Source organism: Aeromonas sp. 6P (assembly GCF_051919525.1).
GTDB lineage: Bacteria > Pseudomonadota > Gammaproteobacteria > Enterobacterales > Aeromonadaceae > Aeromonas > Aeromonas veronii.
The window spans coordinates 1,381,271-1,405,825 of sequence record NZ_JBQBEO010000002.1 but is presented as its reverse complement, the minus strand read 5'-3'; the positions used below and the strand labels follow the sequence as shown (position 1 = coordinate 1,405,825).

General features: G+C 41.6%; 17 protein-coding genes and 4 pseudogenes. 1 reads left to right on the top strand and 20 read right to left on the bottom strand.

Translation table 11 applies throughout. The features are described 5' to 3' along the window. Nucleotides 1–383 precede the first annotated feature (383 nt). The 10 genes and pseudogenes from ACTG2J_RS06725 to ACTG2J_RS06680 form a co-directional block, all read right to left on the bottom strand. Nucleotides 384–794, bottom strand: a complete 411-nt coding sequence (locus ACTG2J_RS06725) for an H-NS family histone-like protein (protein WP_005344269.1) — start codon at nucleotides 792–794, stop codon at nucleotides 384–386. Nucleotides 795–1,403: 609 nt separating this feature from the next. Beyond that, the gene (locus ACTG2J_RS06720; protein ID WP_201990491.1) at nucleotides 1,404–3,137 is read right to left on the bottom strand and encodes a PglL family O-oligosaccharyltransferase; all 1,734 of its coding nucleotides are present in this window, start codon (nucleotides 3,135–3,137) and stop codon (nucleotides 1,404–1,406) included. Nucleotides 3,138–3,181: 44 nt separating this feature from the next. Further along, nucleotides 3,182–4,031: pseudogene (locus tag ACTG2J_RS06715) on the bottom strand (IS3 family transposase); the annotation flags it as partial. A 9-nt stretch (nucleotides 4,032–4,040) separates the two neighbouring features. Further along, nucleotides 4,041–4,559: pseudogene (locus ACTG2J_RS06710) on the bottom strand (IS30 family transposase). A 262-nt stretch (nucleotides 4,560–4,821) separates the two neighbouring features. Next, a pseudogene (locus ACTG2J_RS06705) lies at nucleotides 4,822–5,890 on the bottom strand (IS110 family transposase). Between the two features lie 203 nt (nucleotides 5,891–6,093). Next, complete coding sequence (wecA, locus tag ACTG2J_RS06700) at nucleotides 6,094–7,149, bottom strand: UDP-N-acetylglucosamine--undecaprenyl-phosphate N-acetylglucosaminephosphotransferase (protein ID WP_113738816.1); 1,056 nt, start codon at nucleotides 7,147–7,149, stop codon at nucleotides 6,094–6,096. A 15-nt stretch (nucleotides 7,150–7,164) separates the two neighbouring features. Then, nucleotides 7,165–8,280, bottom strand: a complete 1,116-nt coding sequence (locus tag ACTG2J_RS06695; protein WP_201990494.1) for a glycosyltransferase family 4 protein — start codon at nucleotides 8,278–8,280, stop codon at nucleotides 7,165–7,167. A 2-nt stretch (nucleotides 8,281–8,282) separates the two neighbouring features. Beyond that, nucleotides 8,283–9,332: an EpsG family protein gene (locus tag ACTG2J_RS06690; RefSeq protein ID WP_439997308.1), complete on the bottom strand. Its 1,050-nt coding sequence runs from the start codon at nucleotides 9,330–9,332 to the stop codon at nucleotides 8,283–8,285. Nucleotides 9,333–9,342: 10 nt separating this feature from the next. Continuing rightward, nucleotides 9,343–10,413 carry a glycosyltransferase family 4 protein gene (locus ACTG2J_RS06685; RefSeq protein ID WP_439988857.1) on the bottom strand — a complete coding sequence of 357 codons (1,071 nt, stop codon included), beginning with the start codon at nucleotides 10,411–10,413 and terminating at the stop codon, nucleotides 9,343–9,345. A 279-nt stretch (nucleotides 10,414–10,692) separates the two neighbouring features. Beyond that, on the bottom strand, nucleotides 10,693–11,628 hold the full coding sequence (locus tag ACTG2J_RS06680; RefSeq protein ID WP_439988858.1) for a glycosyltransferase family 2 protein: 936 nt from the start codon (nucleotides 11,626–11,628) through the stop codon (nucleotides 10,693–10,695). 686 nt (nucleotides 11,629–12,314) lie between these two features. Between ACTG2J_RS06680 and ACTG2J_RS06675 the strand changes: the two are divergent. Then, nucleotides 12,315–13,269, top strand: a pseudogene (locus ACTG2J_RS06675) (IS630 family transposase). Nucleotides 13,270–13,418: 149 nt separating this feature from the next. Here the strand turns inward: ACTG2J_RS06675 and ACTG2J_RS06670 are convergent. From ACTG2J_RS06670 to rfbB, 10 genes are all read right to left on the bottom strand, one after another. Continuing rightward, nucleotides 13,419–14,447: a hypothetical protein gene (locus tag ACTG2J_RS06670; protein WP_439988860.1), complete on the bottom strand. Its 1,029-nt coding sequence runs from the start codon at nucleotides 14,445–14,447 to the stop codon at nucleotides 13,419–13,421. 60 nt (nucleotides 14,448–14,507) lie between these two features. After that, nucleotides 14,508–15,728, bottom strand: a complete 1,221-nt coding sequence (locus tag ACTG2J_RS06665) for a hypothetical protein (protein ID WP_439997307.1) — start codon at nucleotides 15,726–15,728, stop codon at nucleotides 14,508–14,510. A gap of 99 nt (nucleotides 15,729–15,827) precedes the next feature. Continuing rightward, a complete protein-coding gene (locus ACTG2J_RS06660) occupies nucleotides 15,828–16,775 on the bottom strand; it encodes a glycosyltransferase (protein WP_439988862.1) in 948 nt (315 codons plus the stop codon). Nucleotides 16,776–17,514: 739 nt separating this feature from the next. Continuing rightward, nucleotides 17,515–18,228, bottom strand: a complete 714-nt coding sequence (locus tag ACTG2J_RS06655; RefSeq protein ID WP_439988863.1) for a dTDP-4-amino-4,6-dideoxyglucose formyltransferase — start codon at nucleotides 18,226–18,228, stop codon at nucleotides 17,515–17,517. Nucleotides 18,229–18,243: 15 nt separating this feature from the next. Continuing rightward, nucleotides 18,244–19,359 carry a dTDP-4-amino-4,6-dideoxy-D-glucose aminotransferase VioA gene (vioA, locus tag ACTG2J_RS06650; RefSeq protein WP_439988864.1) on the bottom strand — a complete coding sequence of 372 codons (1,116 nt, stop codon included), beginning with the start codon at nucleotides 19,357–19,359 and terminating at the stop codon, nucleotides 18,244–18,246. Nucleotides 19,360–19,389: 30 nt separating this feature from the next. Continuing rightward, nucleotides 19,390–20,817, bottom strand: a complete 1,428-nt coding sequence (locus ACTG2J_RS06645; RefSeq protein ID WP_439988865.1) for a lipopolysaccharide biosynthesis protein — start codon at nucleotides 20,815–20,817, stop codon at nucleotides 19,390–19,392. Continuing rightward, entirely contained in the window at nucleotides 20,817–21,365 is a 549-nt protein-coding gene (rfbC, locus tag ACTG2J_RS06640; RefSeq protein WP_439988867.1) for a dTDP-4-dehydrorhamnose 3,5-epimerase, read from the bottom strand. The genes ACTG2J_RS06645 and rfbC overlap by 1 nt, the downstream gene beginning before the upstream one ends. 62 nt (nucleotides 21,366–21,427) lie before the next feature. Continuing rightward, entirely contained in the window at nucleotides 21,428–22,306 is an 879-nt protein-coding gene (gene rfbA / locus ACTG2J_RS06635; protein WP_439988868.1) for a glucose-1-phosphate thymidylyltransferase RfbA, read from the bottom strand. A gap of 112 nt (nucleotides 22,307–22,418) precedes the next feature. Beyond that, nucleotides 22,419–23,306: a dTDP-4-dehydrorhamnose reductase gene (gene rfbD, locus ACTG2J_RS06630; RefSeq protein ID WP_439988869.1), complete on the bottom strand. Its 888-nt coding sequence runs from the start codon at nucleotides 23,304–23,306 to the stop codon at nucleotides 22,419–22,421. Then, on the bottom strand, nucleotides 23,306–24,412 hold the full coding sequence (rfbB, locus tag ACTG2J_RS06625; protein ID WP_439988870.1) for a dTDP-glucose 4,6-dehydratase: 1,107 nt from the start codon (nucleotides 24,410–24,412) through the stop codon (nucleotides 23,306–23,308). The genes rfbD and rfbB overlap by 1 nt, the downstream gene beginning before the upstream one ends. Nucleotides 24,413–24,555 lie beyond the last annotated feature (143 nt).

The following is a 24,555-nucleotide window of genomic DNA, read 5'->3' as shown; positions in this document are numbered from 1 at the left end:
CCAGAATATCCGGGCCATACCTTGAGGCTCTCTCTATACCTCACGCTCCCTGACCGGAGGTAACGATTACCGGATATTCCATCAGCAGAGAGCTCGACTCTTGCCGAGCGGCGCCCCGTGAATCGTGAGATGCATTTCCGAAGCTCATATCTGCACGACGCATACAAATAGCGATATCACGCAGTTAATCCTGCACGACAAAATTAATCGCAAACAGCGAGGGATATTGAGCAAAGTAACAGTGAAGTGAAACGACGGTAAAAAGGATACAAGCGAGGATGTAGATAGCAGAGCGGCAGAAGGCGGATTGGATAACGACGAGTAAAAAGGCAAAAAATAATGCCGCCCAAGGGCGGCATTATTCAATCTCTGAACCTGACGAATTAGATCAGGAAATCGTTCAGGTCTTTACCCAGTGCTACTTGAGCAGCAATGGCTTTCGGCATACGGCCTTGACCGGTCCAGGTTTTTTCCTGGCCATCTTCTTCGTACTTGTATTTAGCCGGACGCGGAGCACGCTTGCTCTTGGCAGCGCCAGTCGCAGCAGCCGGAGCTGCGGCAGTCGCCAACAGCTCGCGAGGATCAATACCAGCCTGCTGCAGCATTTCGGTGAATTCATTCAGCTTGCGCTGACGCTCTTCCTGTTCAGCACGCTCCTGTTCAACAGAATCGGCGCGCTCTTGGTAAACCAGGTCAAACTTCTCTTTAGCTTCCAGCAGTTGCTCAAACGGCAGTTCACGAATAGCCGCACGCAGACTGCGAATGTTCAGCAGAACTTTCAGAAACTCGTTCATTATTTCCTCACAAAAAAGTCGGTTACAGGGATAACTGTTTCAGAATAGCATGGACAATTCGCGAGAACATACAGTTTTTCTATATTAACGTTCTTTTTTTCTTAAATTTCACCATCAAGATTGAATGCTTGCCACTCTTAATAACAAACTGGCTGGAATGCAGCTCTTCTGGGTAGAGAGATGATTACCATCTTGTGTTCAAGAAACATCGGTATTTCAAGACTCATTAATTTCCAGTTCAGCATCCAGCAAAACTAACTCGGTAACCTGCTTTATAAGCATGAGCGCACATTTCTACCACACGTTCAACATCATGTGACAAGACTATGCCTATCTGTTTAGCAATGAACACATCTAGAACCTGTCCCTTCACCCGATGATGAGGGGGATACTCCCAATTGACTATCAACCCATTCGACACTTCCAACAAAATTACATATTAATCAATTGGTTGAGAGCGAAGCATGACATTTCAAATATGCTTTTCGTAGCCCGTTTGACAGTGGTATGCGTCCGAAAACAGACTGTTCGGATAGTGGCCGTCCAGAAGGTAAACAATAAAAAAGCCAGCCGTTTTTAAGGGCTGGCTTTCTATGTAGCCAAATAGCACTATTTATTTTTGGTTATATTCTTGCCTGATTTGTCAACACCAGTAATCACTGCCTGTGAAGCGGATCCAGTTAAAAGGGGCTCGGTTGGATAGAGCTTGAGCGCTTCCACTCGCATCGTATTGGCTTCCTCCCTACGACCCAATGCATTAAGCGCGATCACCATATTGGCGTATATGTTGGCACGCGGTGTATGGCGTACGAATGCCTGCCCCCACTCCAGATAAGCTTCCAGTTCGGTCTTGTTATTTGTCTGCAAACCCACCATCAGACGAACCGAGTTCACATCAAATTCCACTCGGGTCAACCAAGCCATGGGATTGACGATATCAAGTAGCAAAGTCGGCTCTTTATACCCACCCCGTTCATATTTGGTGACTACCCATGCGGTGTGAATTGCTGTGAGCATAAAGGGAACGACCAGCAGCGGGATAGCGATCGCCATAAATCGCAGTAACAGCCATAGGCGGCACTCCATATCCCACCATGATGAGCGACCATGACTCACCAAGTTACTTTCTTCGATTTCAGTGTCGATGCTATAAATTAGCGTCAGCAGCAACCACCATAGTACGATTGCATGGTAGAGAGGATATTCCATCTGGGTATGGAGCAATATCGGTGTAACCAGGGCAAGCAGCCCCATGGCATTAACAGGGGGGACTCCAATGAGGCGAAACAATAATGCACCGCCCATGATTACCATGCCGACCATGGGTGCAATCCCCCCCTCAACAGCCCAGTAGAGAAACTCGTTATGGGGGTGGTCAAGATTGTACTCAATCTGCACCATGGACGGATCCAGTACTTTATCAGCCATGTAGTGATGGAGAAAAATAGATTCAAAACTGCCATATCCCCAACCACTCCAGGGAGCCTGTGCAATTAGTTTTGCCGCATAAGACCAGTAAATAGAGCGCATACCACCAGATTGATAAATCTCTAATCCGCGCTTTGCTCCAGCCAGCCAATATTGTGATAACAGGCCAATCGCTACAGCCAAAATAACCAGACCCAATATCCGCCATAGCAGCTGCTGTCGATAAAGCTGAGGCATCAATAAAAACAGTGCTAGCAGACCGCCTAACTGCCCCACTCGGGATTGCAAAACAACGAGCAGCAGTGCTGCAGAAAGAATGACGCCATAGCGCAGCGCCATAAGCAAGCGCCCCCCCCCTCGGCGTAATTCCAGCCAGATAGCAAGAGCAAGGCCAGTTGCCATAAACGTCGCCATCACGTTTGGCTGTTGAAAGATCCCGTATGGACGATTGGCTTTGGTGTCATAACCAATCCAGTTACCTGGCGTTAAGAGGTAGAATTGCACTAGACCCAGCAATGCCTCCATCGCGATCGCAACCAGGATGAGATAGAGCAAGCGATCACGCTGTGCTTTATCAAAGCGCCATTGATAAAGTCCAAACAAAAACAGCAGGCCAGCAAACAACCCCAGTAATCGGGGAATGGCATAATCCTTGAAAGCAAACCCGGAATAGAGCATCGGAAGCAGCAGCAAGAGCGCCCCTATCCATAAACCCGCTTGTAATGGAGAAAAGACCAGACGCTGGCGTAACGTCACCTGCCAGAGCCCCAATCCGATAGCCAGCGAGGCAAACACCCACCCCCATGCGTTAAATGGCAGGTACAGCCCAGCACCACCTGGGTTGTGCATAAAAAAGTGCACACCCAACACCCAATAAAGTACACTTAAGCTGATCATAATTAGTTTTAAAGTCATAGTTGTGCTGCATCTAGTCGGTATATGCGTTAAAGGTGTAGTGGTCAACTAAATCCGGACACTTGGTTAGGTCGAACCTCGGCTTTTGCTGGCGGTATCCCGTCATTGTATTGATGTGGACGCCGCCAGTTGTAGTAATCCATCAGGTAATAACTGATATCCCGCTTCGCCTCTCGCAAGTTCATATATCCCATAGCCGGGAGCCACTCTGACTTCAGGCTTCTGAACAACCGCTCCATCGGGGCGTTATCCCAGCAGTTACCACGACGACTCATGCTCTGGGTCATGCGATAGCGCCACAGTCGTTGCCGAAATACCATATTGGCTGCCCTAGTCAGAGTGAAATAGTACACCGGATGGCAACCCCGCTGCTGATAGGCCAGCTCTGCATCAGGCTTATCAGACATCGCCCAGCCCACGACCCGCCGGGTGTGCAGGTCAAGAAGCACTGCCAGGTAATGCCAACGATCACCTGCCTAGACGTAGGTGATATCGCCACACCACACCTGATTGGGTTGCTGGACATCAAATTCGCGGGCCAGCAGGCCGTTCAGACTGTGCCACCTTATAGTGGTGTGCGCCCGGCTGTTTGGATACCAGCCCTGCTTCCTTCATCAAGTTACGTAATTTGAATCGGCCAATCTGATACCCCAACTCCCGCATCATCGGCATCAAGGCGCGGCTGCCTGCCGAGCCTCGGCTCTCTTTGAACAACCGGCGCAACTCGCTGCGTTGCTGTATCCGCTTACGGTTAATCATCCGCTTGCGAGCCAGATAGTAGTAAAAACAGGATGTTGGAACATCGAAAGCGCAGCAGACCAGGGTGATGGGGGCTTGCTCTCTTAATTGGTCTATCAGCGCGTACGTGTGAACTAGTCCGCCATCAAGAGAGCAGTTGTAGATTCAACTTGTCAACGCAACACTCTTTTCAATAACTTCTTTTGGCGTTTTAAATTTCAGGATTTTCCTCAGTCTGCGGTTTAGTTGAGCTGCAACCGTATCCAGCTCTTGCTGGGAATATTGGGCAAGACATGTCTTTTTGGGGAAGTATTGTCGGATCAGCCCATTGGTATTTTCATTCGCCCCCCGTTGCCAGGGACTCTGGGGATCACAGAAGTAAACCTTCACCCCAGTGTTTGCAGTAAACCCCAAATGCTTGGCCAGTTCCATGCCGCGATCCCATGTCAGCGACTAATGCCGTTCACTATATTGATGGTCCCCCTCTCTCCCTAGCGGGTATGGCGTTTCCCATGACGCATGGCTGTGAGAACGACGTAGATGCTTGACAAGCAGATGGTGCAGTACGGTTTCACCGACATCCAGTGTACGGCTGGCTTCAGGGACAGAATATCCCTGGTCGAGCACTAGGGATGCGGCGTCGAGTTTGAATTCGGCAGTAAATGAGCGACGTAATCTTGTCATTGAACACCTCAGATCATGGTGGCAACTGTACCACCCAAATGGTGTCCGGGATGATTAGACCATATATGGACGCCCCAGGGTTGTGCAAGAACTGAACTGATACGGTTTGCGACCATATATCCGGCGTTATGATGAGATTAACTCCCTAGCAATGATGTCATCCGAGCCTTGCTTCCTTATCACTACACCAGTATATGCATACCCAAGTCTAATTCAGGCTGTTACAAGGACAGTACCCGTTTCTTCATCAGTGCCTGCAAACTTAGTAACGTAGATTTTCTAAGCAAATATCAAATGAATTTCCTGCAAAAGCTCTGCTCATACTGAAATCAACCGAGTCAGTTAGTACGCGCCAGATAATCCGAGTTAACTTATTTGCCAGGGCGACAGTGGCTTTCAAGAAGCCACGCCGCAATTCAATTGCCTTGATCCATCTCCCTAAACTGTCATCCCGTTTTTGCACACAACGCATCACCGCTCGAGCGCCATGGATGATCAAGGTCCTCAAGTTACGATTACCGTTCTTGGTCATGGATGAAAGCCGTTGTTTTCCACCTGAACTGTGCTGTCGAAGGACTAAGCCACACCAAGCCGAAAGCTCACGGCCGCTGGAAAACTGGGTGGCATCAACCTCACTGACCACCGCAGCGGCAATCAGTGGCCCGACGCCAGGAATGGTCAATAAGTGGTGATAGGCAACCTGCTGGCTGGACAGTTCAGCTAGTTCCTTATCCAAGACATCAATCCGTTCAGTGAGTATCTGCATATCTTCTCGTAACAGGCTCGGTAGTCGGCGAAGCGTGAAGGTTATCGTATTGTCTCCGTCTTCAAGCACTTCTGGCAGTTGTTGTTGCAGGCGTTGTAACCCAGCTGGAATAATGACCCCGTACTCGGCAAGTAATGCCCGTAGTTGGTTAGCCAGAGCTGTTCGCTGCTCAACTATGAGCTGGCGAGCACTACGTAACGCCTTGATATCTTGTTGCTCTGTAGTTTTAACTGATACGAAGTGGATCCCTGGTCGGCAAGCAGTTTCACAAATAGCTAATGCATCGTTGACATCATTCTTCTGGTGTCTTGCAAAGGCTTTGACATGCTGTGTGGGTATGAGTTTTACGTCATAGCCCATCGATATCAGTGTCCGTCCCCAGAAGTGAGATGTTGAGCAAGCTTCCATAGCAATCAGTGTTTGCGGTGGGAAACTGGCGCAACGTGTGGAGCAGTTTCTGGCGAGATATTTTACGACTCCAGGCAACAGAACCATCAGCCATCCATACACACACCTGAAAAACAGACTTAGCAATATCGATTCCAATTACTTTGATCGTGTTCATGTGGTGCTCCCCCAAGTTGAACGCTGTCAGCCTAAGTATGAAACTGACCACGCTGGGAGGGGGCCTCCATCACATCACTACAGCTTGATTTTTGGGCGACGAATTAGATCGCACAAACTGGACTGAAGTTCCTACCTCCGGTGAGCGATAATTCGTAACAGCTATTTAGATGGAAGGATATATAATACATGGAAAGATCTTAGTCATGAACGACTCCTCAGCCAAGAGATAATTTTCCATATGTGGCTCAACATTACATAATAGAACATTGAAATAAATAAAAACATTATCATAACCATAAAATCTGGTATACCACTATACTCCATAAATATACCAAAAATAGCGAGCAATGCTGCCATAAAAGAGATTAAAGCCAAAGATTTACCTGATGACAGGCCAGCTCTCAAACAAATATGATGCAAATGTTCTCTATCAGCTTTAAATGGCGATTGCTTCTTTTTTATTCTCCTTACCATTGTCGAAATCATGTCGATAAGAGGAATGGCAATCAACCATAAGGCCGTTACCGGCTTCATCTGAGAAGTTGCACCTTGTGTGCCCTGCAATAATATCCATACGATGGTGAATCCAAGCAGCATGCTTCCTGCATCACCCATAAATATTTTGCATCTGTCTTTTAGTATAAAACCAAGATTTAATAGTAAATACGGCACAGTGACGATAATAAAAAGCAAAGAGAACCATGCAAGATTAAACTGTTCATCTTCATAGTGTATGTAAAAAAGCCCTGCAAACGCGACTAGAGATAATGTCCCCAATAAACCATCAATACCATCAACCATGTTAAATGCATTTATTGCTCCCAAAACAGCCAGTATCGTAACGATGTAGCCAAGAGGTCCTAAAACCAATTCCGAACCAAAGAGTATATATCCTAGGCTTTTCAATGAAAGACCAGCACCAAAAATCATGAGACAAGAAACAATGATTTGAACAATTAATCTTATTCTATAATCTACGTCATACTTATCATCAATCACACCGATCATAACAAGTATTGAAGCACATAGAACATAAATATCAGAGTGCACTAGCAACTCTTGTTTCCACCAAAGAGCTAGCATTACTGATGTATAAATTGATAAACCACCGACTAACGGGACGTTACCTACGTGTTGTTTTCTTTGTGTGGGTTTGTCAACCAAGCCAAAAATATGTGCTAGCTTGCTAAAAAAAAGGGATAATAAAAATGACGCTGCGCCAATAAAAATAAAGAAAAATAATATGTTTGAATTCATGCTATTACCGTTACTTTACACTTGATATTTTGCTATGGTTTTTTTATAAAAATCAAAAACTATCTCGTTTGCGTACTTATTAGCCACATAGTTTCTTCCATTACGTCCGAGCAATACTAATTCAGAAGACTCCAATCCAAGAACATAAGTACACGTTTCGACTAAACTATCTACATTTTTTGGCTCACAAAGGAAGCCGGTTTCCCCATTGATAACGACATCTTTACACCCTGGGGCATTTGATGCAATAACTACTTTCGACATGGCCGAAGCTTCAAGCAGCGTGCGAGGAATCCCCTCTCGATATGATGGTAATACAACACAGTTTGCTTTATTTATGAACGGTCTAACGTCATGCTCAAATGGTAAATAATCAATCACCCCTTCTTGTATCCAAGCCTCCAGCATTTCTTTTTCTATCGAATTAGGATTACCAGAATCAACATCTCCCATTAATATAAACTTACACTCTGGGAAAAAACATTTAATTCTTCTTGCGGCTTCAACAAATTCAAAAATGCCTTTATCTGAAAGCATTCTTGCAATCAAGAGAAATGAAAAACCTTCACTAAAAAATGGCTGAAAATGGATGTTTGAAAAATAATCAACATCAATCCCCTCACCAGGGAGTATTCTTGTTTTGTTCTTATCGACTAGCCTTAATGAAATAAAATAACTTTTATCATCCTCATTCAAAAACCAAACTTCATTTGAAAAGAACAATGCGACCTTATATAAGTAACGAGATATTGTTGATACTAAGTTATTATTTATAGCTATATAACCTAAGCCAGTTGTAACCGCTATATTTTTAATCCCCGCGAACCATGAGGCAATGGAGCCATAAATTATTGGCTTTATAGTATAGTTGAAGATAAGGTCTGGCTTAATTTCTTTTATTTTTAGATAAATTTTGAAAAGAAGCAATATTTCGTAGATTGGATTTATTCCTTTTCTCGAAAGATTTATATCTAATAACGTGCACCCAGGTATATCTTTAATCTTATTGAAGGAGTGATCATTTGGCGCCAAAATATAGACTTGATGCCCTAAACCAATAATATTTTTAATTAAATCCATTCTGAAGTTATAGAATGACCACATTGTATTGCCAATTAATAATATTTTCACATTTAAATACTCAAGATGTTTTTATATGGAAGCCAAAACAAGCCTGCGAATGGAGAGAAACATAGCCAAATATATAATAAAAAAAAGTATAGCGATAAAACAAATGTCACTGCGTGACGAAGATATTTAGAATCACGAATCCTATCTAAAACTAACATCAATAGAAGTGGTTGGAAATATATAAAGTACAAGTAAAATCTATCCACTAGTGTTGGATAGAAAAAAACTAGAATCATAGATATGCATGTAACTATGGCTCCACTTTTTAGTAAATCAGACTGTCTATCCGCAAACAAAAAAAATGATGGCGATGGATTCACCATCAAATATAGACATAAGATAAAAATCCCCAGACCGACACGTAAAATTGCACCCTGCGAATAGACTAAATTTTTTATATATAGTTCTGATATATGATTCCAATAAAAAAGATATATATAAATCATCATTGCAATAAAAAACAACAACATAGAAAAAATAATTTTCTTATTATTAAGCCCTAATATAAACACAGGAATAAATGATAATGAAGACTTATGAAAAAGCACAGATAGCATAATAACCAGAAGTGATTTGTATACTTTTCCATCCAAGAAAAATGAAACCGCTAATAAGGACAATCCAATTGCTACAGACTGTCTAGTGTAACCCATTCCCACAACAACAATTAAGTATGGATATAAAACAGCTAAACACAACCATGGATATGGCTGCTTGGAACAAAAAATGAATATGCAACTAAAAAAAATAAGCGCACAGATAAAATTAACTATATATATAGTCCCGAATGTTCTTCCAACAATCCAGTTTATAGCCGCATATGCTGGGTCTGTATACCTGATTGCATCAAAAAATGAAAGCTTTGATATCTCAATAAAGAATTTATTATATAGAAGCCAGTCTCCACCAATAGACTCTCTCAATCCAATAAATAAACATAAAAAAACATAAAAAAGTATCCATGGGAACTTACCTCGCAATATTCCATTATGCCTAAATGTAAACAATGATAAAATAATATAAGGAAATATATATGCAATATAAGAACCCATGAAATAATGCTCAGTTGATTATTAATAACTCTTTTATCGACTTGTATTGCTGTTGAACACAATATATATTTTCGACCGCTGCACGTCCATTTTTTCCATACATTTCACGGAGAGCACTTGACGATATGAGCGTAGAACATGCAGAAATCCACTCCTCTTGTGTAGATGCTAGCAATCCTGATTTTGAGTCATTTACAATATCAACATTAACGCCTATTGGGGAAGCAATTACTGGAATGCCGACGGCCATATACTGAATTATTTTATATCCACACTTACCCTTTTCCCACTCACTGTCTATTAATGGCATGATCCCAATGTCCATTTTTTTAATTAGCTCCACTTCACTATCTGCAGACCATGAAACCAATTCAATATGATCATTCTTAAAATGACTTAAAATCTTATCACTAGCACCAACCACCAAGAGTTTTACAGAAAATTTTTCACAGATAGATGACAGAGCATTTTTCATTTCAATTAGATATTTCTCCGTTGATGGAGAGCCGATCCATCCGATATAAGAGACTTTATCTCTGTAATTGTAATTTGGAACTTGAGAATAACGACGGATATCAATCACTGTAGGTATAATCAAAACGTTTTTAGCACCGGATAACTTTGCTTTATCCGCCAAATTTCTATTTCCTGCAATAACTAGTGATGCATGCTTCATCACCTTTTCAATTTTATTTCCCAATAGAATCTTTTTTAAATTACCATGTTTATATTGTAGATACACCGCATCATCATAGTCAACAACAACTCTTTTCCCTATAAGGACAAAAAAACGTTCAAACCAACCAGGTAAATAGGGAAAGATTTCTTTTTCTACCCATATCGTGTCAAAAAAAACACATAATAAACAATGAAAAAAACGCCTTATATAACACCAAACAATATTGAGATATGATAGTTTTCTCTTTCCATTAAGAAATAGCATATACTTTGCGTTAAAGAACGATGTTACATAAAAATCATCATGGCCAGTAGTGATAAAAGGTAAGTATTGTAATAATCGCAGTCTTGAGCTAGCTCCTTCTACAGGGTAACGACTCATAATCATAATTTTTTTTCTCATTCTCGCCCCTAAAAATCAATCTAAATAAAACTCAAAATATTCGATAGTAAAAAACCATGAAATAAATTTATTACTATCTCCCATCAAATTATGGGTTCTTCTTATATAGAAGTAGAAAAATAAATAAGTTTTATTACCAACCTTTTATTTTTATTGATTGCACTCCTATTAAAAACGGCCGAACGAATTTCACTATGACAAATAGGCAAAACAGAAGCTTAGGGAAAACTGTATCTCAGTATCGAATTTCATTCGTTGATTTACCTATAGAAATTATGTTTATTGCCGAAATATCTTTTTATACGAAATAAAACAAAAGTATAAAAATGACTTTAAAAACCCCATCCTTAAACAATTATAGAATTTTAGTGATTCATTAATAGTTCCTCCTGTATGCAAAAATCCCTCTAACTCAGCAGCATCAACACTCTTATTTTCTTCTAACATAAATCGATTATAAATAGCCAGATTTTGCTTTTTAACATTGATATAGTGCTTTTCTAATAGGCTTAAATTATCCATTATACTTCTTGCCTTGAAAGCAGAAAGAAGAGAGTTCTGCTTTGCACCTATACAATTAGACTCATGTTGTCTATATAACATTGTTGGCTCTAGACAATAAGATGTTTGCCCAATAAGAGAGGCGACAGATATTAACCACCAATCATGCATAATGGCCTCGTCTGGGATAGGAAGCGCAATATCTAATAGCTTTCTATTGAAAATCATCGAGCATCCTGGAAATATGTTACTATACAAAATATTATTAGTTCGTGCATCTTGCGGTAGCTTTACACCTTTATAATTTAAAAATGATTCATGTATTACAGATAACTCACTATCAACGACCATTACATCCGTTGAAACTAAACAGGGGTAGTTTCCGTCCAATTTCATTATAGTATCAAGGCTAAGCTCAACTTTATGTGGTAGCCACACATCATCCTGATCACAGGTCATCACAAAGTCAGATGATGTTAAAGATAGTCCAAATGAAAAATTATTCTTCGCTCCACTTTTACCCGATGAGTTTTTATAAAGCTCTATGCGTGGATCTTTTTTAAGAGCCAATAACAAATAAGTTTTGTCTGTTGAATTATCATCAACAATAATGATTCTATTAACTTTATCTATAGATTGCTGAGACAATATTGAGTCTATCTGCTGTAGTAAATAAACTTTAGGATTAAACGTAGCTATAATGATATCTATCATACTGTAATACTCAACTTAAATACATAATGAAAATATCTTATTAGTCGCATTAAAACGACTGTGAAATATTGAATAGTAGTCACCAAGAGAGCATTACCAAAGATGTTTAAGTAGACGATGATGTATACTCTATACGAATATAACTATCGCCTTATACAGGCTTCAAACAAGTGCCTTTTCACAGTCTTTAGTGTGCCCTGCTTATTGCATCAATTCTTCCCTTTCAGGAACATGTTGAATATCTTATCCTGCCATCAACTGGTACTGATATTGTACTAATCATTGCAATTACCTAGACAATGACTTATCACTCTGTCTACATTTCTTCAACTGATCCATAGCAGGTCACCTTCCTTTTGATGCGAAAGTGTTCACCCCGCAAAAGTGTTGATGCCGTGCTCAATCTCCCCTCAGTTCTAGAGACTGCGTATTGGGATTATATAAGCTTGTAGATCTCGCAAATTTGCCTGACGGGATGCTATATAGCCGGATACTTTTGCAATCAAATACTGTTTACAGATACAGCATGTCAAGCATATGAGCTTACTGACGAAGGGGTTTACAACTACTAACTTTACTAAATGGCTGTTCCGAATAGTAGATCACCGGAGGAAGGGAACTCAGTCCAGTTTGTGCGATCTCATTAGTCGCCAAACAAAACAAGCCGCACCCAAAGGACTGAGTTGATGCCTATCCTACCCCCCCTGCCACGACCACAACGGCGCCGTATTCACAAAATCACCCATGTCACGAGTGATAAAGGACATGCTCGTCGCTTTATGGCACCTTGCTGTTACATGAAGGCCGCACGATCACTGATGTCCATCACCATACCGGCGCGGCTGGCCATGCCCCGGCCCTACCTGTCGCCAAGATTGCCACCTTACTGGTGCTGCTCATGCAGTTTTTTCCGCAAGATTTTGGTTATCAGCGCAGCCGCTGGTGTACCGAACTATTGGCCATCAAAATCAATCGGTTAACAGGCATTATGGCAGCCTCCACGCTCCGCAGATGGTTACCTCGTATGGGACTTGTCTGGCGCAGGCCCGTGCCAACCTTGCGGATAAAAGACCCAGCCTATCAGGAGAAAATGGCGGATATCGACGCCACGCTGGCCCGTAGTGATGCCGATAATCCGGTGTTTTATGAGGATGAAGTCGATATAGACCTCAATCCAAAATTAGGGGCCAACTGGATGTTCAGAGCGCAGCAAAAGCGGGTTGTCACACCAGGACAGAACGCGAAACATTACCTAGCGGGCGTTCTCCATGCAGGCAAAGGAAGAATGCTTTACGTCAGTGGGATAAAGAAAAAGTTATCCCTGTTTTTCGCCATGCTAGAAAAGCTGCGTCTCCACTACCGACGAGCCAAAACCATCACGCTGACCCTCGATAACTACATCATTCACAAAAGCAAACAGACCGAGCGATAGTTGAAGAAAAATCCCAAGTTCTGCTTGGTGTTCCAGCCAGTTTACAACCCTTGGGTTAATCACATAGAACTGCTGTGGCACAAGTTACATGAAACTATCACGCGCAATCAACAATGTAGAGAAATGACCAGCCTGCTAGCCGAGTGAAACACTTCATGGATACCGTGTCTCCTTTCCCGGGGAATGGCTATGCCACAGCGAAGGTGTAGCACTATTATGATCAGTTATTTAGTTCAAATTGCATTAACAAAATGCGTTCACACCCTGACGAGCATCCCCTTAAAGCCACGCCTCGCTCAATTGAGCGGGGTAGCTAAAGATGAATAAGGTTCTAAATAGTGATAACCACGATTATATCTTACATCGAAAAATATATCGAATCAGAATTACAAGTCAATAACTTCAACCAATTAGAAACCTCACAAACCTCTAACACCTTACTTTCATCTAAAGTAAGAAAAGAACTTAACAAAAAATTATTTTGAACTATATTATTCGATTTAAATTCTGATAGTGAGATAATATGTCCTTTACTGACATTGAGTTCTGAAGAGTTAGCAACCACAAATACAGACCCATTATCTAAAGACTCTAAGTAACGCTGAGAATAACCTATCTGCTCACATTTAGAAATCTCAATAATAAATTTTGACCTTCTAAAAATATCATTATATTTTTCCTTGCATATCTTTTTATTAGTTATGATCTCATCTTCCTGTAAAAACTTGGAGTATAATTTAAAATAATATGAATATCCATTTACGTTAGCCCAAACAATTAAATCAGCCAATATACGCAATCTAAGGGGGGAATATACTCCAACAAAAAACAAATCATTTGATTTTAAGTTGATTTCATCTTTTTTAGATTTACTTGACAAATAAAAGTTTGGTAAAAACTTCCATCTCATAGACTGCGCATCTGCCTTGTCAAAAGAATAGACTACATCAAATACCTTAGATAAGGATATAGTAGATGGAAAATGTATTATGTTATCCCATTGATACAATGATTTACACTTGGCATTAATAGATTGAATCGCATTTTCAGATAAACCATACCCCTTTACAACAACTAAATTGTCATAAACCAGTTTAGTATTTATTTGGTTTAAAACCCATTTTTCAAACTTAGGAAATGCGTGAAAGGACAAAATGAAATCTCTAATTTTTATAAAAAAACTATTTTCATGCGGATTTCCCGCAACCAAAAAACTGATAATAAACAAAATAGATTTTTCGAAAAAACTCAATTTTCTTAATGAAAAAAAATCTGTTTCATCATAAAAAATGGCTGTTACACTCTTATACTGCTTAGATGCTTCTTTTTCCAAAATTTTTTCATAACCATTGAACTTAGGCATTATCAATATAATGTTATTATTCAATTTAATTTCCCAGTATTAATGTGGCCAACATCCCTCGTGGGGAAATATTAACTTTATTTGTTATTTTTTCGTTATGGCATTATATTTTAGTTTAATATCATTCACATTAAAAAGACATAGCAACATAGATATAAAGTAAATCTGAGCAATACCACTAGAACCAAAAAGATATATATCTTTAAAGTTACCAATTAATATCAGAAACAAGGAAAACAAATATACTGAAAAAACATCTTTATTTTTATGGCTTTGTAACAGAATTAAAAAATTAAGAAAAAGCATCAAAAGAAAACTAAGCACCCCTAAAACACCAAAATACCAAATAAGTAAAACATAACCACTATCAATACCTAATCCTAGCATAGAGAATATTCCTTCACCAAAAACCATATCAGAAGGAAATCTATACATACTTTTTAGCACATCTGATGATGCAGTACCAATCTCATTGCGCATTAATATATTAATAAATAACTCCAACGCCCAATCAATAAGATTTTTAAAACTCTCATAATAAAATAAAACAAGACAAGCTAAAAGAGATATTGAGAGTGCCAAAACCTTAATAACAAATAACTTACTTACTCTGGTCACACGAGCGGGCAAGATCAAAATTAAAGAAAGTGTGGCCAAAATTATAATGAATCCCATTCGACCTGAAAGAAAAATAGCTGAAATATTAAACACAATTAAAATCATATCAGTAATAATAAACTTGGCATTGGTATGTGACAGCTTATATTTAACATGAACCAATCCGATATAGACAATTAGACAATGAAACAATGACATAATAGACCCCCCGAATACAAATAACCCGGAACTTCTCATGCCTAATGCCAAATATTCTTCTGTTGTTTCATTGGTATCCACGATACTATATACGATTTGCTTTAATTCTGGACTTAATAGCACCAAAACGGCTATAACTGCATTTAAACTACCAATAAGATATAGATGTCTCAATACAACGTATTGATAGCCATCTTTATAATGGCTTCGATAACAAACCAATAAGAGAACTGAGCTAATAAAAATAAAAAAACCATAACAAATAAACACAAGGAGATCAAATGAATTAGTACCGTGAATCAACGGAACCAGAGCAACAAAAACAAGAAAAACTAGATAGATAAAAATCGATAAAATAATTTCCCTAGATAAAAACCGTGGGTTACTTTTGATAAAGTTAAAAATAAACAAAAGTAGTATTATCGGAAAAGACAAATTTGCAGAACCTATACCTAGAATCGACATAGGCATAACCAGCATTAATGTCACTAGAAAATATAATCCATGATAAAACATCCACTAATGCCTCGCACTGATAACGCTTTTATTAATAATAACATTATATTATAAACAATATTTTAAACTGTTTTATCTCCGACAAAAAACATTAACCTTTCTCGCAGTACATTTATCTTTTACTTTGTTAATGGCTAATACGAACAAATCTAACAATAAATATTTTAATGCTAAAGTAAAACTATAATCGGAGACTAACCTTTCAACCTCTCCATGTCTATTATATGCAAAGCCATTTCTCCTTAACAAAGCAGTTATTTTTCCATACCAAGCATTGGCTTTTATTTTAGATGATTCTTTAACACTTAACCTCGACTGTTTGATGCCATCAAGTCTCGCCTTATGAACTAAGTCTCCAACTAGTGTTGGCGTAGTTAAACATAGACTGCCATCGGCTCCTTTACGATAGAAGGCTAATGGAGTTTCAATATAACCTAAAAATCCACACCGAGATAAATTTATGTGTACATGATAGTCCACAATCAATTCTTTTACAGAAAACACTGCACCAATATCAGAAGAACGATAGACCATTGAACTATTATTAAGAAAATTGAACCTTTCCAATAAGAAACCTGTATTTATTTTATCGGGTATTCTTTCGACATTATTAAAACAACCAAATACACTACCATCCTCATTTACAACTGTTGCATTAGCATAAACTGCACTACAGTCACTATTATCAAGTAAATAGGAAATTTGTAAATCTAGTTTATTTTCGGCCCAATAATCATCAGCATCACAATGAGCAACAAACATTGTTTCAGCCTGACAATGTACATACTTAAAATTTTCAAGAGCGCCAATATTCACGGGATGACGAATATGTTTCACAAATGAATATTTTCTTTGGTATTCAGCACACACTTCTGATGTTCCATCAGTAGAGGCATCATCTGAAATAATAACTTGATATGAATAATTTGTTTTTTGTTGCACAATGCTATCCAGGCATTGTCTTATGTATTTAATTTGATTATAAGTGACAACACAAACCGTAAGGATTGCATCATTCATGATTTCTGGCCGCCTTAATTTATGCTATATATTTATTTATGTCATTTGAAGTCAAATATTTTGCGATTTATTTAATTTTTTCTTTTAACTCTCATAATTGCTCAATTTCAGTTGCCGAAGAACGATAACGGATGATGTTTGCAGAATTCACCCCAAAAATTGCACAAAGTGGTACATTATTAGTCACTAATGATTCATGAGCAACCATAACTCCATCTCCGATGCATTATTTTACATCAACGGCAATACACACATTTTTCTGATGTAAATTGATCAATGTAGAGGTAAATGATTTAATGACACATCCAATTTCATCATTATTTGAAATAGAGAAATTGATACTAAACCAATATGATGCTTGTCTCTAAATAAAATTTAGAAAAAATAAATACCACCTGCAATTAATCAATATTTACCTATTAATGAACATTGATGCAATAATTCCACAGCATCATGTTAGCCACCATGAATTTAGGTTCAGGCCCATACGCACCCCGAGTTGTCTTAATAGTATTATCTTTCTTTGATTTTTTTTATTTCACTACTTCATTTTTTAACTTTTAATTAAACGCTCTAACACTACACAGTTCTTTTGTTATTATCGATAACTGTTACATAACAATCCTCTCAACCAAAACAATTCTTACTTTCTATTTTTAGCAGGAACGTCGATACAAAAGTAAAACCTTTCATAGTATAAATCGTTCATAGAACCTAAATCCTCAATGCATATTTACCGTTATGTTATAACGACTTTTACGTATCTTTTGACACCATCATTATCAATATAATAAGCATTTTTAAAATCGCCATGGCTTAAGGCTCTAAGCATATCAATGTGCTCTCTAAAAGTACCGGTATGCTCAAGTTCCAAACAACATAACTGATTAAAGTCATAAATAGAATTATAGTTCCCAACCTCTTTAGGAGAATATGTTTTATAATCCTCAAATACAATACGTTCAAACCATTCAGAAAGTAACGCTAACTCAACATCCTGGACTTTCTCATATACATCTAGAGATGTATCACTTTCAGCTATGCAGACTTCTTGCTGAACAATTATATCGCCTGCATCCACGTCTTCATTCATGATATGAATTGTCGCACCTATTGGTAGCTTATTTATAATGGAAAAAACTTGTGGAAACCACCCTCTATTATAAGGATTTAATCCTGGATGGACATTTACACAAATGGTGTTGTTTACTATTTCTGCTGGAAAAATCTGCTTGCAGTGGAGAGAAAATATCACATCATAAGAACGTGCAAAATCTGCATCTTTGGTTTTTATATCTATCTCTACAGCACCAAGCTGCTGCATGGCAAATGGCTTTTTGTTTACTTTGGAATAACAAAAATCACAGCTAGCATTTTTAATGTTGGGGAGAATATGATCTTTCAGAAATAGAGACAACTTCGGATTGTCAGATACAACTAATACTTTTTTCATTATTTCACCTAGTAACTACATATCAAGTGTAGAAATACTGTTTATTACCAATGACTGCTCTAAATAATTCAAATCACTGTAAATAGGTAAACAAAGCACTTTTTCCGCCAAGGCATTAGCATGTGACAAATGTGTGGTATCGGCACTTGGCAACCCCCGATACATCGGCATATTGCTGATCAATGGATAAAAATAGCGGCGAGATAAAATCCCATTGGATTTCAGTTTTTCATATAACTCATCACGGCTGAGCGGGTAATTTTCCTCAACCAAGATAGGGAAGTATGAGAAGTTACTATTAGCGTTGCAGTCATGCTGATACATGGTAATACCTGTTACGTCTGCAAGCTCAGTGCGGTAACGCGCATCGATAGCTTGGCGCTGCGCCATGGCCCGATCAATATGTTTAAGTTGTACTAAACCAAAGGCCGCATTGATTTCACTCATTTTTCCGTTAATGCCTGGAGCAGTGACGGTGAGTTCATCGGCAATGCCAAAGTTCTTTAAGCGATCAATACGCTGCTTGGTTTTGGCATCTGGGCTGATTATAGCCCCACCTTCGAAAGTGTTAAATACCTTTGTCGCGTGAAAGCTTAAAATCGATAAGTCGCCCCATCTAAGTAAACTCTCACCTTTATAATTCACACCGAAGGCATGAGCTGCATCATAAATCACCTTCAGTCCGTAGTTATCCGCAATTTTTTGAATGGCTTCTACATCGCAAGGATTAGAGTAGCAATGTACCGGCATAATGGCAGTGGTACGTGGGGTAATCGCAGCCTCTATCTTGGCAGGATCAATATTAAAGGTGGCGGGATCAATATCGACAAACACCGGCTCTAAGCCATTCCACATGATCGAATGGCTGGTTGCCACAAACGAATAAGGAGTGGTGATCACCTCACCGTGAATACGCATTGCCTGCAAGGCGGTGATGAGTGCAATGGTGGCATTATTAAATAAAGAAACATGTTCAACACCGAGGTATTCCGCCAGCTTGGCTTCCAGCTCTTGGTGGAATGGACCATTGTTGGTTAACCAACGGTTGTCCCAAATTTTTTCAAGGTAAGGTACGAATTCATTTAACTCTGGTAAAAATGGCTGAGTGACTGGGATTGTTTTATTCATCATGTTACGCCCAAAGTGAAAATAATTAAACCGTTAGCGTAGAAAGGTGCTGCGTAATTGCAACAGCAACGGCTTTTGCGCCAGAACTAAATACATGCCATATACTATTAAGGCCACCCCCAAGTTAACCCCGACTTGCAACCAAGCTTGTGGGAAATATAACCCGGCCCCATACCCCAAGGTGGCTGCTACCACCACGGCTAGCCAGATGGGTAAAATATCTTTGCACTGCTGCCATTGGCTTAAATTGGTTAACTTGGCTGTGTAATAGGTATTAAGCAGCAAGGCTAAATAGGAAGTAAGAGTAAAACCGGTACACATTGCCAACACGCCATAAGGAATGCTAAACCATAATACCGTCACACCAATAACTTTTTTAATTACTTCAAGCTTTAAAAATAGATCGCTGCGACCAGTAACTTGCAATAAATTCAAGTTGATGGAATGAATTGGGTATAGCATATAGCCTAAACACAATACAGTGAGCAATTCTGCGGTTCCCTGCCACTGCTCACCTAATAGGCTGGTTAACAACGGCTTTGCAATTAAACCCAAACCAACAATTAACGGAAAAATAACTAACGCCGATAACTTTAACGTTTTCCGATAGGCCTTAGCCATTCTATCTTGGTCGTGTTGTAGCTGGCTAAACAACGGAAAAGTGACACGCTGAATAATACCCGTAAGGGTGGTAGTTGGCACACTAGCTAATTGATTGGCTTGGCTAAATTGCCCCACTATCGCAGGACTGAATTTTTTACCAATAACAATTTGATATAAATTGTTGTAGGTGACATCTAGCAAACCAGATAATAACAATTTGCTGCCATAACTAAACAAGTAGCTAAAGGAATTTTTAGTACTGTATCCACGCGGTAACCAAGGGGAAAAAAAGTTAAACAACAAGGTAGCACAACTGGCATTGAGCAATGCTTGCGTCACCAAGGCCCATACGCCATAACCATTAATTGCCAATATAATCGCTGTTGGCCCACTGATCATCACACTTAGCACCGATATTTTGGCTTGGGTTTTAAAGTCCATCTCCACATTAAGTTTAACTCGCGGGATTAACGTGAATGCATTGATCAGCACAGTTAAGCCCAATACTCTCAGCAGAGGTTGCAGCTCTGATCGCCGATAGAAATCGGCAACAAAAGGCGCACTTACATAAAGGGCAAGATAGCACAAACCTGCCATGGCAATATTGTAGTAAAAAGCTGTCACCAAGTCGATTTCAGTGCGATCTGTTTTCCGAATCAACGCCGAAGTAAAACCGCTATCGACAAACACATTGGCGATGGCAATAAACACTGCCAGCATACCCACCAAGCCAAAGGCAGTTGGCCCTAGTAATCTCGCTAAATATAAAGTAATCGCGAGCTGAATGCCTTGGGTTAGAAATCGCTCCAAGGCGCTCCATTGCAGGCCTTTTTTTGCTTTGGTTGCCAAATCTGACATTAAAAATACTCTGCCAGTTTAAAGATTGGTTGTTTTTGGTCTTTATCAGATAAGGTGAGATTCATACCTTCTACTGGCCATGCCACAGCTAGTTGCTCATCATTCCACGCGATGCCTCTATCACTGGCTACGCAATAGTAGTTAGTTGTCTTATACAAAAACTCCGCAGTGTCGCTCAAGGTAACAAAGCCATGGGCAAAGCCTTCTGGGATCCATAGTTGGCACTTGTTTTCGGCAGACAGATGCACACCAACCCACTGGCCAAAAGTGGGCGAGCATTGGCGAATATCCACCACTACATCAAACACTTCACCTGCAACACAACGCACCAGCTTGCCCTGGGCATGAGGAGGCAATTGATAGTGCAAGCCACGCAGTACCCCTTTTGACGATTTGGAGTGATTATCCTGCACAAAAGTCACCGGATATCCTACCGCCTCTTCAAACAACTTGTGGTTGAAACTCTCAAAGAAAAAGCCACGTTCATCACCAAATACTTTTGGCTCAAAAATAAGCACATCAGGAATTGCTGTCTTGATTACATTCATCTGTCTATCCACATTAAATTCGATCTTTATGGGGAGAACATCTTCCCTCTCCCCATATCACTTCAAACTTTGGCAACCATTCTCAGCAGATATTGTCCATAAGCATTCTTTGCCAGCGGTGCAGCAAGTTCACGCACCTGTTTAGCATTAATGAACTTCTGGCGATAGGCAATCTCTTCCGGACAAGCGACTTTCAACCCCTGACGGGTCTCGATGGTCTGAATAAAGTTGCTCGCTTCAATCATGCTCTCGTGGGTTCCGGTATCAAGCCAGGCATAACCACGGCCCATCATCGCCACCGACAGATTACCTTGCTCCAGATAGATACGGTTCACATCAGTGATTTCCAACTCACCACGGGGTGATGGCTTCAGGCTCTTGGCGATCGCCACCACGCTGTTGTCATAGAAATAGAGGCCGGTCACCGCATAGTTGCTCTTGGGCTCCAGTGGCTTCTCCTCCAGAGAGATAGCGGTACCCTCTTTATCAAATTCCACCACCCCATAACGCTCGGGGTCATGCACATGATAGGCAAAGACGGTAGCGCCGCTCTCTTTGGCCGCTGCTGCCGCCAACTGTTTCTGCAGATCGTGGCCGTAGAAGATGTTGTCGCCTAGCACCAGTGCACAGGGGTCTGAACCGATGAACTCTTCACCCAGAATAAAAGCTTGTGCCAACCCGTCCGGACTTGGCTGCACCTTGTATTGCAGGTTCAGTCCCCACTGGCTGCCGTCACCCAGCAATTGCTCAAAACGGGGGGTATCTTGCGGCGTACTGATGATCAAAATATCGCGAATCCCGGCCAGCATCAGGGTGCTGAGCGGGTAGTAGATCATCGGCTTGTCATAGATCGGCAGCAGCTGCTTGCTCACCGCCATGGTGACTGGATAGAGACGGGTGCCAGAGCCACCGGCCAGAATAATGCCTTTACGTTTGGTCATAATGCTTGTTTCTTATTTTTAAATTGCAAAAGAAAAGGGTGGCGTTAGGCCACTCCTTTCTGTTTTATCCCTGCCAGCCAGGGATGCATTCAACACATCCCTGGCCAGTGATTTACTTGCCCAGGATCTCGGTCAACATCCGCTCCACACCGACGGTCCACTCCGGCAGCACCAGATCAAAGGTGCGCTGGAATTTGCCGGTATCAAGACGGGAGTTATGGGGGCGTTTGGCCGGAGTCGGGAAAGCACTGGTTGGCACTGCATTGAGCTGTGTCACAGCCAGTTCAACGCCCGCCTCTCTAGCTTTGGCAAACACCAGCTGGGCGTAGTCAAACCAGGTGGTGGTGCCGGAGGCAATCAGATGGTATAGCCCGGCGACCTCGGGTTTGCTCTGCGCCACGCGGATCGCATGGGCGGTGCAATCGGCCAGCAACTCGGCACCGGTCGGGGCGCCGAACTGGTCATTGATGACTGACATCTCGTTACGCTCTTTGCCAAAACGCAGCATGGTCTTGGCAAAGTTGGCACCACGGGCGGCGTAGACCCAGCTGGTGCGGAAGATCAGGTGACGGGAGCAAATAGCGGCGCCTTGTTCTCCTGCCAGCTTGGTTTCACCGTAGACGTTGAGCGGGGCGGTTGCATCGGTTTCCACCCAGGGGCGCTCACCGCTGCCATCAAACACATAGTCGGTGGAGTAATGCACCAACCAGGCACCCAATACTTCCGCTTCTTTGGCTATAGCTGCCACACTGGTGGCGTTAAGCAGCTCGGCAAACTCACGCTCGCTTTCGGCTTTGTCGACTGCGGTATGGGCTGCAGCGTTGACAATCACATCCGGCTTGACCAGACGTACCGTGTCGGCCACCCCTGCCGGGTTGCTGAAATCGCCGCAATAGTCGGTGGAGTCAAAATCAACGGCAGTGATGCGCCCGAGCGGCGCCAGTGCGCGCTGCAGCTCCCAACCGACCTGACCATTTTTGCCAAACAGCAGAATATGCATCAGGCACGCTCCCCATCGTTCTTTTCAATCGCAGAATAGTGCTGCGCAATCCAGGACTGGTAGGCACCGCTCTTGACGTTATTGACCCACTGCTGGTTATCCAGATACCACTGCACAGTTTTGCGAATACCGGATTCAAAGGTCTCTTGCGGTTGCCAATCCAACTCGGCGCTCATCTTGCTGGCATCGATGGCATAGCGGCGATCGTGGCCGGGACGATCCGCCACATAGGTGATTTGCTCATGATAAGAGCCCACCTTCGGCACCATCTCGTCCAGCAAATCGCAAATGGTGTGTACCACCTCCAGATTCTGCTTCTCGTTATGACCGCCGATATTGTAGGTCTCCCCCACCAAGCCCGTGGTCACCACCTTGTAGAGCGCGCGCGCGTGGTCCTCCACATAGAGCCAGTCACGGATCTGGTCGCCTTTGCCATAGACCGGCAACGGCTTGTCATCCAGCGCATTGAGGATCACCAGCGGGATCAATTTCTCGGGGAAGTGGTACGGGCCGTAGTTATTGGAGCAGTTGGTGACGATGGTTGGCAGGCCGTAAGTACGGCGCCAAGCGCGAACCAGATGGTCGCTGGAGGCCTTCGAGGCGGAATAGGGGCTGCTGGGGGCGTAAGGAGTGGTTTCGGTAAAGAGCGGCAATGGTTCACCGACGGCTACTTCATCCGGATGGGGCAGATCACCATATACCTCGTCTGTGGAGATATGGTGGAAGCGGAAGGCCGCCTTGCGCACATCATCCAGACCATTCCAGTAGGTGCGGGCCGCTTCCAGCAACATATAGGTGCCGACGATATTGGTCTCGATAAAGTCAGCCGGGCCTGTGATGGAGCGATCAACATGGCTCTCGGCGGCCAGATGCATCACGGCATCCGGCTGGTGCAGGGCAAACACCCGATCCAGCTCGGCGCGATTGCAGATATCTACTTGTTCGAAGGTATAACGCTCGTTTGACGAGACATCGGCCAAGGATTCCAGATTGCCGGCATAGGTGAGTTTATCGAGATTGATAACGGAATCTTGAGTATCACGGATGATATGGCGTACAACAGCAGAGCCAATAAAGCCTGCGCCACCGGTAACAAGTATTTTCATTTATATGCGTTCTCTTGCGAGGAGTTGATATGGATGCGGTTGCGGGCTGAGCCAGAAATACAAGACCGCGCATAGGGGCCTTTTAACATCACCAGAATGTATATAGATGAGTGCTATTCAATCAAGTTAGCGAAAAATGCTAT

Coding starts and splice junctions, on each gene's coding strand:
- ACTG2J_RS06725 (WP_005344269.1), bottom strand. CDS start 794: ATGAACGAGTTTCTGAAAGTTCTGCTGAACATTCGCAGTCTGCGTGCG.
- rfbC (WP_439988867.1), bottom strand. CDS start 21,365: ATGAATGTAATCAAGACAGCAATTCCTGATGTGCTTATTTTTGAGCCA.
- vioA (WP_439988864.1), bottom strand. CDS start 19,359: ATGATGAATAAAACAATCCCAGTCACTCAGCCATTTTTACCAGAGTTA.
- rfbA (WP_439988868.1), bottom strand. CDS start 22,306: ATGACCAAACGTAAAGGCATTATTCTGGCCGGTGGCTCTGGCACCCGT.
- ACTG2J_RS06685 (WP_439988857.1), bottom strand. CDS start 10,413: ATGAGAAAAAAAATTATGATTATGAGTCGTTACCCTGTAGAAGGAGCT.
- ACTG2J_RS06660 (WP_439988862.1), bottom strand. CDS start 16,775: ATGAATGATGCAATCCTTACGGTTTGTGTTGTCACTTATAATCAAATT.
- ACTG2J_RS06690 (WP_439997308.1), bottom strand. CDS start 9,332: ATGGGTTCTTATATTGCATATATATTTCCTTATATTATTTTATCATTG.
- ACTG2J_RS06655 (WP_439988863.1), bottom strand. CDS start 18,228: ATGAAAAAAGTATTAGTTGTATCTGACAATCCGAAGTTGTCTCTATTT.
- ACTG2J_RS06720 (WP_201990491.1), bottom strand. CDS start 3,137: ATGACTTTAAAACTAATTATGATCAGCTTAAGTGTACTTTATTGGGTG.
- wecA (WP_113738816.1), bottom strand. CDS start 7,149: ATGAATTCAAACATATTATTTTTCTTTATTTTTATTGGCGCAGCGTCA.
- ACTG2J_RS06645 (WP_439988865.1), bottom strand. CDS start 20,817: ATGTCAGATTTGGCAACCAAAGCAAAAAAAGGCCTGCAATGGAGCGCC.
- ACTG2J_RS06680 (WP_439988858.1), bottom strand. CDS start 11,628: ATGATAGATATCATTATAGCTACGTTTAATCCTAAAGTTTATTTACTA.
- rfbD (WP_439988869.1), bottom strand. CDS start 23,306: ATGCATATTCTGCTGTTTGGCAAAAATGGTCAGGTCGGTTGGGAGCTG.
- rfbB (WP_439988870.1), bottom strand. CDS start 24,412: ATGAAAATACTTGTTACCGGTGGCGCAGGCTTTATTGGCTCTGCTGTT.